The following is a 12,228-nucleotide window of genomic DNA, read 5'->3' as shown; positions in this document are numbered from 1 at the left end:
GCCCATACTAAAATATTTAAGGCAAATTGATTTATGAATATTAAGATTACGGGTACTGGCAGCTACATTCCCAGTACTGTTGAGAAGAACACGGCTTTTCATAACCATGTTTTTTTAAATACTGATGGTTCAGAAATAAACTCACCCAACGAAGTTATTGTTGAAAAATTTAAAGAGATTACCGGTATAGCTGAACGTCGTTATGCTAAGAATCATTTAAACTCATCAGACCTCGGTTTTTTTGCTGCTGAAAAAGCCATTGAAGATGCCAAAATAGACCCCGAAACCATAGATTATATCATTGTCGCACACAATTTTGGCGATGTAAAATACAACACCATACAAAGTGATATGTTGCCTTCGTTGGCATCAAGGATTAAGCATAGTTTGCGCATTAAAAACCCCAAATGTGTGGCTTATGATATTTTGTTTGGGTGTCCAGGCTGGGTGGAAGGTGTTATACAAGCCAAAGCCTTTATAAAAGCGGGCATGGCAAAACGCTGTTTGGTGATTGGCACTGAAACTCTATCGCGTGTAACCGATAAGCATGACAGAGACGCCATGATTTTTTCCGATGGTGCAGGTGCCACAATAGTTGAAGGCACTAAAGAAGAAGGAGGCATATTGGCACATAAAACGGCTAGCTTTACCTATGACGAGGCTTATTATTTGTTCTTCGGAAAATCCAATAATCCTCAATTGAACAAAGATACCCGTTACATTAAAATGGACGGGCGAAAAATTTACGAGTTCGCTCTTACACAAGTTCCTCAAGCCATGAAAACCTGTTTGGATAATAGCGGTTTTGGAATAAAAGACGTTAAAAAGATTTTCATACATCAAGCCAATGAAAAAATGGATGAAGCCATTTTGAAACGTTTTTATCGTCTTTATAAAACTGAGATTCCCGAAAACATTATGCCCATGAGCATTCAAAAATTAGGGAATAGTTCTGTGGCCACCGTGCCAACTTTATTTGATTTGGTAAAACGCAACCAACTGGAAAACCATAGTCTGTATAAGGGCGACATTGTTATTTTTGCCAGTGTTGGCGCAGGCATGCATATTAATGCTATAGTATATCAATTTTAGTAAAAACAATGTACGATAGAACTTATAAAAAGCGTTTTAAATACACTTTAGAATTTTTGAAAGAACACGTTTCCAACAAAGAAACCATTTTAGACCTAGGAGTTGAAAATCATTTTTCAGACATCATGAAACAAAATGGTTTTAAGGTTGAAAACACCAAAGGCGAAGACTTGGATATTGACACTTCGACTATTGAACATTCTAAAGCAGAAATTGTTACAGCTTTTGAAATTTTTGAACATTTACTTTCTCCATTTACCGTTTTAAAATCCATAAAATCGGACAAATTGGTCGCCAGTATCCCATTAAGGTTATGGTTTTCTTCAGCTTACAAAAGCAAAACGGACATGTTAGACAGACATTATCATGAATTTGAAGACTGGCAATTTGACTGGCTTTTGGAAAAAACCGGATGGAAGATTATTGATAGAAAAAAATGGACTAATCCGACCCGAAAAATTGGTTTTCGTCCTATTTTAAGATGGTTTACACCAAGATATTACATTGTATATGCAGAACGGATTTAAGCTTTGAGCATCTTTTCCTCTTTTTAATCAATAAAACCCATTCTCGCAATAATGATTTCTAAAAGTTTTATATGAATATTGGAATAGTAGTCGATAACGAATTTGACAACGACCACAGGGTGCAAAAAGAAATACGTTTGTTATTAAAGGAGGGCCACTCTATTTTTGTTTTGTGTTTCGATTTTAACAACGATTATAAAACCTATAACAACATAAAAGTTACAAGAATTAAAATCTTTAAAAAATTTAAAGATCTTCTTGTCCTTCTTCATACAAACTTTAGTTTTTATGAACTTTTATGGCAAAAAAACATTACCAATTTTATAGATAAAAATAAGATAGAAGCGCTTCATGTTCATGACCTCTACATGGCAAGAGCTAGCAAAAAGGGTATTAATAAAAGTCTTTATAGTATCCCCTTAACCTTGGATCTTCATGAAAATTATCCGGCTGCTATAAACTCTTATTTATGGGCTACAAAGGGATGGCGAAAATATGTTGTTCAACCCAAAAAATGGTATGCCAAAGAAGAGGAATATTTGAAATATGCCGACAATCTTGTAGTCTTAAGTGATTCTTTTAAAGAAAGCTTGAAAGAGCGAATGCCTGCGTTAAAAAACACACCAATATATGTGCACCCAAATATGCCCGACTTTGAGAGCTTTCAGGGTTTTGAAAAAAATGATTTTCCAGTGGAATTTGAACCTCCATCCCCTACCTTATTCTACTTTGGTGTAGTTGCTAAACGTCGTGGTATAATTGAACTTTTACCATGGATTATTGATATTCTAGAAAGTGGGAAACAATTCCATACGCTTATAATAGGCCCTGTTGACAAGGCAGACAGAACTCGTTTTCAGTTGCTCTTAAATCACACCATATTAAAGAACAACATCACTTATATTCCTTGGTCTGATGTTAAATATCTTCCATCCTACCTTAAAAAAATATCTATTGGGTTAGCCCCTTTTGAAGTAAATCCACAGCATGATTCTGGCGTTGCCAATAAATTGTTTCAATATATGTATGGCGAAATTCCCATATTGGCCACCAAAAGCAAAGCGCAAAAAGACCTTATTGAAAGTGCTGAATGTGGTTTGCTATATAAAACCCAAAACGATTTTAACGAGCAACTTTCAAAATTACTGGACAACCAAAAACTTAGAAGTCAATTGGGAGCAAATGGCAAAAAGAAATTATTGGAACTCTACAACAATAATGTAGACAGGCAATTTTTAAAGATATACAGATAAATAACTCCGTTGCTTTCAAAATTAAAAAAGTTGTCTTCCAACAGAGAAACTCACCCACAACTTTTACAAAAGTTCCGTACTTTTAGGGTTTGTAACCAAAAATCATATTATTTAAAAATCATTTTAACTTGAGCAATAAAACAAAGTATTTTGCACATCCAACTGCTGTCATAGAGGAATCATCCATAATTGGTGAAGACACTAAAATTTGGCATTTTTCACATATCATGAAAGATTCCATAGTTGGAAACCAATGTAATATTGGCCAAAATGTGGTCATTTCTCCCAAAGTTATTATTGGTAATGGTGTAAAAATTCAAAATAATGTTTCTGTTTACACTGGAGTTATTTGCGAAGACGATGTATTTCTGGGCCCTTCAATGGTATTCACCAACGTCATTAACCCAAGAAGTTTTATAGTTCGGAAAGAAGAATTTATGGAAACCTATGTAGAAAAAGGCGCAACAATAGGAGCTAATGCAACTATTGTCTGTGGGAACAGAATTGGGGCTTATGCCATGATTGGGGCAGGTTCGGTCATCACCAAAGACGTTGCACCCTATGCACTCGTTATTGGAAACCCCGGTAAGCAAATAGGTTGGGTAAGCAAAAATGGGCATAGACTTTTTTTTGAAAACAACGATGTAGCCGCTTGCCCAGAAAGTGGAGAAAAATATCAACTGAATAATTCTACAATTACCCCCATAGGAATATGAAAAAGTTTGCTTTAATGGGAGTTGCAGGTTTTGTAGCTCCAAGACATATACAGGCAATTAAGGAAACCAATAATGAACTTGTTGCAGCTTTCGACCCAAATGACAGTGTTGGCATTATAGATTCATATTTCCCAAAAACTCATTTTTTTACTGAGTTTGAGCGTTTCGATAGGCATCTGGAAAAACTAAGACTTGAAAAAGATGATCCTGTTGACTTCGTTTCAATTTGTACACCAAATTATTTGCACGATGCCCATATTAGGTTTGCCCTAAGAAATAATGCCGATGCCATCTGCGAAAAACCATTGGTTTTGAATCCATGGAACGCAGAGAAGTTAATGGTTATGGAACAGCAATCTTCGAATAAAATAAATACAATTTTGCAATTACGTTTACATCCTTCAATAGTTGCCTTAAAAGAAAAGATTGCCAACCAATCCAATGAAAAAATTCATGACATTGACCTGACATACATTACCTCAAGAGGTAATTGGTATTATGCCTCATGGAAAGGTTCACTGGAAAAATCTGGCGGTATTTGTTCGAACATAGGTATACATTTTTTTGATATGCTTATTTGGATTTTTGGTGATGTTGTTAAAAACACTGTTCACCTCATGGAACACGATAGAGCCTCTGGAGTCCTTCAATTGAAAAACGCCAACATTCGCTGGTTTTTGTCTATAAATGAACAGGTTTTACCCGAATCGGCTAAAAAAAATGGAAAGCGTACCTTCAGAGAAATAACCATTGATAGTGAAAAATTTGAATTTAGTGAAGGTTTTACAGACTTACACACATTATCTTACAAAAACATACTTTCTGGAAATGGATTCGATGTTTCCGAAACCTTGAAATCATTAGAACTGGCATATAACTTAAGACATGCAAAACCAGAAGCATTAACTGGAGATTTTCACCCTATGGCCAAACTTCCGATTACAAACCACCCATTTTTTAAGTAGCTTATTTGAATCATGAAGAAGGCAAATTTTAAAAAATTTTTTTTATTGTATCTATTATTTTCTCTCTCTTCCTTAACTGTATTAGCCCATAAAGAAAAGATATACAGTTTGGAAGGCACTATAGGCAATAGGGAAATAATAATGGAAATTGTAGATATTGATGGATATTATAATGGCAGATATTCATTTCGTGATGAAAAAAAATCTAATTATCTTGAGGTAGAATACGATTCCATTACATTCACCTTCAATTTGTTGCGATACAATTTAGACACAAAAAATAGAGAATTACTTGAGCAAATTGTTATTACCGAAGATTCGTTGAATAATTGGTCTGGAGAACAACGAACCCCAGATGGTAAGGTTCGTGAAGTTTTTCTGCGCCCAATAAAAGTTATTGAATCTGAACCTCATGCGTTAAAGAGCGATATAAAAAAGAGTTTAACGCCATACAACTACAGCTTGCTAAGAGATATAACATATGAATCAACATCAACCCAGAAATTTAAAAAGGGTATAAAAATAGAATGGCTTACCGAAACAAGGTCTAAAATTAAATTGTTCCGTTTTGTTAAGGGGTTTCCTGATACAACGATGGTTAAAATAAATTACTACCTCGAAAAGGTCTTTATAAAAGATATACTTAACGCTTATAACTATCAACATTACGAAACAGAAATACATATCAGCCTTGTTACCCCTAGCATATTGAGCATGGTAGAGGCAGTAACAAGTAATATTAGCAATACCAGAGAAACATCTAATGTCATGTATCTAACCCTGGATTTAAAAACACTTAATAAATTAAATATTGAAGATTTAATTTGGCTGGGAGAAGGAGAAACGCCCCGTAACGGATCTAAAGAATATTTTATCTACCGACGTGAGGTTTTTGCCAGAGAAATAGGAAATTATTTAAACGGCACCTATTCAAAAGAAATAAATAATTCAAAGTGTTCTTATTCAAATGAAAAAATGTTCCGTTTTCCCGAATTTTATCTCACCAAAAAAGGAATGGTTCTTATGTTGAATGATTATAAGCTTAGCGAAAAATGCAAAAAACAGACTTGGGCAGTTCTACGCTACAAAGATTTCCCTGAAAAATGGAGTCCTAAATATTTTAATTAAAAATAAAAGAACAATCTCCTTTTCATTTTATGCAAAAATTACTCCAAATAAATTAAGGCTAATACAAGATAAAATCGCGGTTCCTTCAACTTAATTTATTTTTTTTCTATATTTATGAATACGTCAATTTTAGTGCTTTAAAACATATAATTTATTCAGGTAAGTACAGGATAGCTTTCCTTCAATTAAATTATAATTTTGTCTTCTTTGACGCTAGTATTATTATAACCCTAAAGGCTGATTTATGAAAACGAAACTTACCATGAAAAACAACCTATTTGTTCATCAAATGATGGTTAAAAAACTATTTAAAAATAAGTTATTTGTTAGCTTGTCTTTAATCGGTATTATGATGCTTTGGAGTTTTTCGCTTTATGGGCAGCGTTACATGGAAAACCTTGGAAGAGGAGTAATTGCCATGGAAACTGGTGCAAGTTCAGCACTTATAAGTTGGCGAATTACCGGCGTTGAATACGCCCAGAATGCTACCTACAACGTATACAGAGGGTCATCAAAAATTGCTTCTAACCTAAGCGTTTCAAATTATACTGACACACAAGCATTCTTTCCCGGTCAATATAGTGTGGCTGCTGTTATTAATGGCATAGAGCAGGAACGTTCCTCAGGTGTAGATCGCTTGCAAGAAGAATTTTTCACTATTCCCGTTAGAGAGCTAAATGGTGGTTATACCACACATGAATTAAATGATGCCTCAATTGGCGATCTGGATGGAGACGGCGAATACGAAATTGTTATAAAAAGACTTGTTTCAGGTCCTGAATCTCCCACCTGGTCATACAACCACTATCTTGAAGCCTATGAACTTGATGGCACATTTATGTGGGCCATAGATTTGGGCCCCAATTTGATACACAAGGTAGAGGTAAACTTTTTGGTATACGATTTTGATAATGATGGAAAAGCAGAGATTGCTACCAGAACTTCAGATGGTATGATTGACGGTGTAGGCAATAATATTGGCGATAGAGATGAAGACGGGTTTATAGATTATCGTGCTTCAGCGGCTCAAAATGGCCCTTTTTGGTTTAGAACCTACGGTCCAGATTATATATCAATATTTGATGGCGAAACTGGTGCTGAAATCGCATGGGATTTTTACATCAGTCTTACCCCAATAGCACAATGGGGGCTGCCGGGCCAAAATAATTCTCAACTTGGCCACAGAGCAACTAAATGCATGTGGGCCGTTGCCTATTTGGATGGTGTAAATCCAAGTTTTGTAATTGGTAGAGGAATTTATGAACGCATAAAACTTGAAGCATGGAATTTCAGAAATGGCACTTTAACACGAGAGTGGGCCTGGGATAGCGACCCAAATGGTGTAGCCACTGCTTATCACGGATCAGGCAACCATAATCTTGCTGCCGGTGATGTTGATGGCGACGGCAGGGACGAGATAACTTATGGGGCCATGTGTATTGATGAGTATGGCAATGGTCTTTACACCACTGGTTTTGGTCATGGCGATGCCGCTCATTTAGCAGATATTAATCCTGATAGTCCTGGTTTGGAATATTTTAGCTGTCAAGAACATGCTGGCGGATCAATCCCTGGTATATCTATTAGAAATGCCGCTACTGGTTCAGTACAATGGGCAAATTGGTCAAGTGGTGATATTGGAAGATGCATGGCTGCTGATATAGACCCAAACTACTATGGCATGGAAGTATGGGGTTGGGATGGTTCTGGTCTACGTAGCTGTACCGGAGCCTTAATTTCAACAACATATCCAACAACAGCTGGAAATGGATATACCATGAATTTTGGCATTTGGTGGGATGGTGATGTGCAACGTGAATTACTCGACAAAACGGTAATAACCAAATGGAATGGAACCGGAACTGACAGGGTGGCCACATTGTATAATATAGCACCAATTTCCGATAATAATGGATCTAAATCCAATCCTTGCCTTATGGCTGATATTTTGGGCGATTGGAGAGAAGAAGCTATTTTTAGACGTACAGACAACACAGGTTTGGTTGTTTTTGTTACGCCTTTCACTACTAATCAAAGAATGTACACGTTAATGCATGATCCCAACTACAGGTCCGCTATTGCATGGCAGATGAATTCATACAACCAGCCTCCAAATCTTGGCTTTTATTTTGGTGGCGGAATGGATACACCGCCAGCCCCTAATATTCAATTGGTAGATGGGACACTTTCAGTTGAAGATATAAGTTTTGAAAATAGTATTTCTGTATGGCCAATACCTACCAAAAATGTATTATATATAAGCTCATCATTGAATAATCTTTCTGAAATTTCAATTAGTGATGTAAACGGCAGATTGATAAAGCATGAAACCCTGAAAAATACAAACAAATCAGAAATAAATGTATCAAATATCCCATCAGGAATATACTTCTTAAAACTTTCAAATGATTTGGAACAAACTACAGTAAGAAAAGTTGTAATAGACAACTAATCTTCATAAAAGCTAGTGCTAAAACTAAAATTGAAGATATTTAAACACACTTTATTATTCCTATTAGGGTCATTTTCTTTACTCGCACAAGAAATTAATGAGGTTAAAACTTCAGATAATCTTATTGATTGGAAAGCCAATTGGATTTGGCAAGACGTTGATGGCCCCAAAGACACTTGGATGTGTTTTAGGAAAACAGTTAATTTAACCTCAAAACTATCCAAAGCAATTGCGAGGATTTCTACCGATTCAAAATACTGGCTATGGATAAATGGTGAACTGGTTGTTTTTGAAGGCCAGCTTAAAAGAGACCGATTAGATGAGACCTATTATGATGAATTGAATTTAGCGCCTTATTTAAGAACTGGTAAAAACACAATTGCCGTATTGGTATGGTTTTGGGGGCGAGAGGGATTTTCACATCACGATAGTGGTAAAGGTGGATTTTTATTCAATGGTAATTTTGGTGACACTCCGGTGGTATCAGACGCTACTTGGAAAACCCAAATCCATCCTGCTTATGAGCATTCAACCAATGGAGGTCAGCCTAATATGAGATTATCTGTCTGGAATGTTAGATTTAATGCCAAAAACGATTTGATTAAAGGTTGGCAGCAACCTGACTTTGATGATTCCCATTGGAGCTCTGCCATAGAAAAAGGAAGACCTAAAGTCCCCCCATGGAGTTCTTTGGTTAAACGCCCTTTTCCACAATGGAAGGACTATGGTTTAAAAGCATATTCGGACACTAAAGAAAATAGCATCTCTGATACTTTAAGAATTCTTGAAGGAATAATGCCATACAATACAAGAGTTTCTGCTTACCTCAAAATTAAGGCTCCTAAAGGTAAACTAATAAACATTCAAACGGACCAGTACGATGGCTGGTACGACTTTGGTGAAGGACCAGCAAACAGAGCTGAATACATTACAAAAGAAGGTATTCAGGAATTTGAAACCCTTGCTTGGATGAGTGGTAACTCTGTAAAATATAGCATTCCTAAAGATGTTGAAGTCATATCATTAAAATATAGAGAAATTGGCTACCCTTCTGAATTCGCAGGTGCTTTTTCTTGCGATGACCCCTTTTATGAAAAGCTCTGGAATATGGCGCGTAGAACATTGTACATAAACATGTTCGATAACTTTATGGATTGCCCGGACAGAGAACGGGCATTGTGGTGGGGTGATGTTGTAAACCAAAGTGGCGAATGTTTTTATGCGCTCGACACTACATCGCATGCCTTAATCAAGAAATCAATAAAAACTTTGGTAGCCTGGCAAAGAAAAGATTCTACGCTTTTAAGTCCAACCTCAACTTTGTGGCGTGCCGAACTGCCCCAACAAATGTTGGCCAGTATTGGCCACTATGGTTTCTGGAATTATTTTATGAATACCAATGACAGTACAACCATACGAAATGCTTACCCCTCGGTTCGTAAATATTTAGGTATTTGGAAAATGAAAGAAAACGGATTGGTGCAACACAGGACCGGTGCCTGGGACTGGGGAGATTGGGGAACCAATATTGATATTGATATCCTGGATAACACTTGGTATTACCTCGCTTTAATGGCAGCAATTCCCATGGCAAAAATGAGCGGTTTTAATGAAGACACAGCAAATTATGCCAAACGCATGAAAAGCATTGAAGATAATTTTTCAAAAGTGTTTTGGATAGAAAACGAACAACACTTCGGTTCTAAAAACCTAACAATTCCTGACGACCGTGCTAATGCTATGGCTGTTGTATCTGGCTTGGCAAAACCTGAACAATTTCCTGGGGTTAAAAATGTGTTGGAAAACCAAATATTTGCTAGTCCTTATTTGGAAAAATATGTCTTGGAAGCGCTTTGCTTGATAGGTTCAGAATCAATCGCTTTGGACAGAATGAAAGAACGATATTCTGAAATGGTTGAAGGCCCATATTCCACACTATGGGAAGTTTGGAGCGGATTAAAGGAAGGCACCATTAACCATGGCTGGAACGCACCAAATACGGTGCTCTCCCAAAATATAGCTGGCCTCTCCCCTTTACAACCCGGGTGGAGCAAATATCAAGTTTTGCCCCGAATGGGTAGGTTAACTGAGGTGAGCCAAACTGTTCAAACCGTTAAAGGAAACATTGAAGTCTCTCATAAGGTTACAGTCGATTCCTTTGTAATGAACCTCAAATCTCCAGAAAACACAAAAGCAGTAATTGGTATTCCAAACAACAAAAAAATAAAGTCAATTAGTGCCAACGGAAAAATAGTTTGGAAAAACGGTAAATACAGAAATAAAATGATTGGTATTTCGTCGAATAAAGACGACAGTAACTTTATTCAATTTGAGGTTGATTCAGGAATTTGGACATTTATGGCCGACTTCAATTGACAATTTTCTTACTTGAATTCTAACTTTTTCATTTTTATTAAACAAGCGCTTTCATAATAATATTAATTGTTATTTTTAACAAATGAAAAATTCAATCATTCTACTCGCTTCCTTTTTAGTTCTCAACTCTAGCTGCAAAAAGACGGACAAAAAAACACAAATTGCCAAGTTTGAACCCACTTGGGAATCTTTGAAACAATACGAAACCCCAGAATGGTTTAAGGATGCCAAATTTGGAATATGGGCGCATTGGGGGCCTCAGTGTCAACCAGAAGCTGGAGACTGGTACGGCAGGCACATGTATAGCCAGGGGCACTGGCAGTACAACCATCATCTTGAACACTATGGCCATCCATCTGGATTTGGCTTTAAAGATGTCATCAATGATTGGAAAGCTGAAAAATGGGACCCCGAAAAATTGGTCGCTCTATACAAACGTGCCGGTGCACGCTACTTCTTTGCCATGGGAAACCACCATGACAATCTCGATTTATGGAACAGCAAACACCAAGAATGGAATTCAGTAGCTGTGGGACCAAAGAAAGATATATTATCAGGCTGGGCAAAAGCTGCAAAAAATAACGATTTACGTTTTGGCGTCAGTATACATTCTTCACATGCTTGGCGTTGGTACGAAAGTTCGAGAATGGCTGACACAGAAGGCGAATATAAGGGAATTCCATACGATGGTAATTTGACAAAAGCCGATGGCAAAGGAAAATGGTGGGAAGGTCTTGACCCCCAAAACCTTTACGCCCAAAACCATCCATTAAGTCTTGATAGTGAAAATATTGAAAGTATTTTTGAGCAATGGGACTGGCAAAATGGAGCAACAGCTCCTTCGGAAGAATATTGCGCCAATTTTTATAACCGAACTATGGATATGATCGATCAATTCCATCCCGATTTAATCTATTTTGATGATACGGCCTTGCCTTTATGGCCAATAAGTAATGTAGGGCTTGATTTGGCATCACATTATTACAACTCCAATATGGAAAGGAACAATGGCAATTTAGATGCCGTAATCTTTGGCAAGATCCTTACCGACGAACAAAAAGAATGTATGGTTTGGGACGTAGAGCGCGGAGCACCAAACGATATAGAGGAAAAGCATTGGCAAACTTGTACCTGCATAGGGGCATGGCATTACGATAGAGGCGTTTACGACCGAAATGAATATAAATCATCAAAAACAGTAATGCAAATGCTTGTGGATATTGTGAGCAAAAACGGGAACCTCCTCCTGAATATTCCGGTTAGAGGTGATGGGTCGATTGATGAATTGGAATTAAACATTGTTGATGGTATTACAAAATGGATGGACATAAACAGCGAGGGCATTTATGCAACAAGACCATGGCATATATATGGTGAAGGACCAAAAGCAGAAAGTTCGAACCCAATAAAGGACCAAGGATTTAATGAAGGCAAAGGAGCACCATACACCGCAAAGGATGTACGCTTTACTAAAAAAGGAAATGCACTATATGCATTCGTCATGGAAAATCCCAAAGAAAAAGAAGAGATAACTATCAAATCCCTGGCTACCGAAAGTCCTTACTATCAAACTGACTTTAAGAAAGTAGAACTTCTTGGTGGCTCAATTGAAGATTTCAGCTTTACACAAGAAGGGTTAAAGGTAAAACTCCTCGATAATCAAGATTTAGCTGCACCCTTTGTTTTAAAGATTCATTAAATATAAATATTCGCATAACG

The 12,228-nt window shown here is 36.8% G+C and carries 9 protein-coding genes; all 9 read left to right on the top strand.

Annotated features, from left to right (window positions below; translation table 11 throughout):
• The first annotated feature begins 33 nt into the window (after nt 1-33).
• Nucleotides 34-1,092: a 3-oxoacyl-ACP synthase III family protein gene (locus tag ACB104_RS08425; protein ID WP_370477865.1), complete on the top strand. Its 1,059-nt coding sequence runs from the start codon at nt 34-36 to the stop codon at nt 1,090-1,092.
• Nucleotides 1,093-1,100: 8 nt separating this feature from the next.
• Entirely contained in the window at nt 1,101-1,619 is a 519-nt protein-coding gene (locus ACB104_RS08420; RefSeq protein WP_370477864.1) for a class I SAM-dependent methyltransferase, read from the top strand.
• A gap of 71 nt (nt 1,620-1,690) precedes the next feature.
• On the top strand, nt 1,691-2,872 hold the full coding sequence (locus ACB104_RS08415) for a glycosyltransferase (RefSeq protein ID WP_370477863.1): 1,182 nt from the start codon (nt 1,691-1,693) through the stop codon (nt 2,870-2,872).
• Between the two features lie 128 nt (nt 2,873-3,000).
• Nucleotides 3,001-3,588 (top strand): acyltransferase, encoded by a 588-nt coding sequence (locus ACB104_RS08410; protein ID WP_370477862.1) that lies wholly within the window; start codon nt 3,001-3,003, stop codon nt 3,586-3,588.
• A complete protein-coding gene (locus ACB104_RS08405) occupies nt 3,585-4,553 on the top strand; it encodes a Gfo/Idh/MocA family oxidoreductase (protein WP_370477860.1) in 969 nt (322 codons plus the stop codon). Before ACB104_RS08410 ends, ACB104_RS08405 begins: the two co-directional genes overlap by 4 nt.
• A gap of 45 nt (nt 4,554-4,598) precedes the next feature.
• Nucleotides 4,599-5,681, top strand: coding sequence for a hypothetical protein (locus tag ACB104_RS08400; protein ID WP_370477859.1), 1,083 nt, complete (start codon nt 4,599-4,601; stop codon nt 5,679-5,681).
• A 244-nt stretch (nt 5,682-5,925) separates the two neighbouring features.
• Nucleotides 5,926-8,133 (top strand): rhamnogalacturonan lyase family protein, encoded by a 2,208-nt coding sequence (locus tag ACB104_RS08395; RefSeq protein ID WP_370477858.1) that lies wholly within the window; start codon nt 5,926-5,928, stop codon nt 8,131-8,133.
• Nucleotides 8,134-8,163: 30 nt separating this feature from the next.
• Nucleotides 8,164-10,509: an alpha-L-rhamnosidase-related protein gene (locus tag ACB104_RS08390; protein ID WP_370477856.1), complete on the top strand. Its 2,346-nt coding sequence runs from the start codon at nt 8,164-8,166 to the stop codon at nt 10,507-10,509.
• An 82-nt stretch (nt 10,510-10,591) separates the two neighbouring features.
• Nucleotides 10,592-12,208 (top strand): alpha-L-fucosidase, encoded by a 1,617-nt coding sequence (locus ACB104_RS08385; RefSeq protein WP_370477855.1) that lies wholly within the window; start codon nt 10,592-10,594, stop codon nt 12,206-12,208.
• Nucleotides 12,209-12,228 lie beyond the last annotated feature (20 nt).

Source organism: Tamlana flava, assembly GCF_041287255.1.
Classification (GTDB): domain Bacteria; phylum Bacteroidota; class Bacteroidia; order Flavobacteriales; family Flavobacteriaceae; genus Tamlana; species Tamlana flava.
The sequence above is the reverse complement of the archived record's forward strand: the minus strand, read 5'-3'. Positions and strand labels throughout refer to the sequence as shown.

Coding starts and splice junctions, on each gene's coding strand:
- ACB104_RS08425 (WP_370477865.1), top strand. CDS start 34: ATGAATATTAAGATTACGGGTACTGGCAGCTACATTCCCAGTACTGTT.
- ACB104_RS08420 (WP_370477864.1), top strand. CDS start 1,101: ATGTACGATAGAACTTATAAAAAGCGTTTTAAATACACTTTAGAATTT.
- ACB104_RS08415 (WP_370477863.1), top strand. CDS start 1,691: ATGAATATTGGAATAGTAGTCGATAACGAATTTGACAACGACCACAGG.
- ACB104_RS08405 (WP_370477860.1), top strand. CDS start 3,585: ATGAAAAAGTTTGCTTTAATGGGAGTTGCAGGTTTTGTAGCTCCAAGA.
- ACB104_RS08395 (WP_370477858.1), top strand. CDS start 5,926: ATGAAAACGAAACTTACCATGAAAAACAACCTATTTGTTCATCAAATG.
- ACB104_RS08385 (WP_370477855.1), top strand. CDS start 10,592: ATGAAAAATTCAATCATTCTACTCGCTTCCTTTTTAGTTCTCAACTCT.